The sequence below is a fragment of the Campylobacter sp. US50a genome (assembly GCF_004379015.1).
Classification (GTDB): Bacteria; Campylobacterota; Campylobacteria; order Campylobacterales; family Campylobacteraceae; genus Campylobacter_D; species Campylobacter_D jejuni.
On record NZ_RYYJ01000047.1, the window covers coordinates 1 to 1083 of the forward strand.

General features: G+C 25.5%; 2 protein-coding genes. One reads left to right on the forward strand and one right to left on the reverse strand.

Going from position 1 to position 1083, the window contains the following annotated elements; translation table 11 throughout:
• On the forward strand, positions 1-585 hold a 585-nt coding region (locus ELQ11_RS09565), incomplete at its 5' end, for a tyrosine-type recombinase/integrase (protein WP_134225303.1).
• Between the two features lie 50 nt (positions 586-635).
• Here the strand turns inward: ELQ11_RS09565 and ELQ11_RS10425 are convergent.
• Entirely contained in the window at positions 636-854 is a 219-nt protein-coding gene (locus ELQ11_RS10425; protein WP_134225304.1) for a hypothetical protein, read from the reverse strand.
• Between the last annotated feature and the right edge of the window lie 229 nt (positions 855-1083).

The following is a 1083-nucleotide window of genomic DNA, read 5'->3' on the forward strand; positions in this document are numbered from 1 at the left end:
TTTAGAACAGAAAAATCAGAAGAAAAATTAAATTATCTTAATGAAAATGAAATTATAAGGCTAAATAATGTTTTAGAGAAAGAAAAAGCAAAAAAAGAAGTTTACAATAGTTTTAGAAATTCTTTACTGATAAAACTTATGCTTTATGGAGGACTTAGAATTTCTGAAGCTTTAAATGTAAAACTTTGTGATTTTGAAGAGGTTGATGATGAAATATTAAAAATATCCATAATAGGCAAGGGTGGTAAAGAACAATTTGCATTTATTAAAAAAGAAGAAGTAGATGATGAGCTTGAATATTTTAAAGAAAATATCCAAGATAGTGATTACATAATGCAAACTAGCACAGGAAAACATTTAAATAGAAGCAATGCTTTTTTGATTGTAAATAATATTTATGCTAAAGCTTTGATCAGTAAAAAAGGACTTCATTTGCTTAGACACACTTTAGCCATGAGATTAACAGCCAAAGGAACAAACCTTGTGGTCATACAAAAAATTCTAAGACATGCAAATCTAAATACTACTACTATATATGCCAAAGCAACAAATGATACAATAAAAGCTGCGTTATTGAATAATTAATTTTTCTAAAATTGAGTATTTGCATAGACTTCAAGAAGAAGTCTATGTGTTTAAAATTGTTCTAATAAAAGCTTAGGCTCTCCGCCAAGTATTTTGATGAAATTTGCAATTCTTGATTGTATCATTTCTACGGAATACATACTTCCTAAACCGCCTAAAGCATAAAATAATTCTTCGAAAATGTCTTCTTTGTTAAATTCAAGTTCTTCTATATCAATAAGATCAGGAGTTTGGCTACCTTTTTGTAATTCTTGATATATTTCAACCAAAATATTAATTCTTTCTGGATTATTTTTAGTTTTTAGATAAGAATTTAAGTGTATTATTAGGGTTTTTATGAGTTTTTCTCTATTTTCTTTATTTTCAAGAAAACTCAAGAGGACTGTGATTTATAGTTAAAATAACCAAAAGAACATACTTGAAAAATTAATAATACAAATAACATATACTTTAACATATACTTTTTAAATAATAAAATTTTTCAAATATAGAAATTCA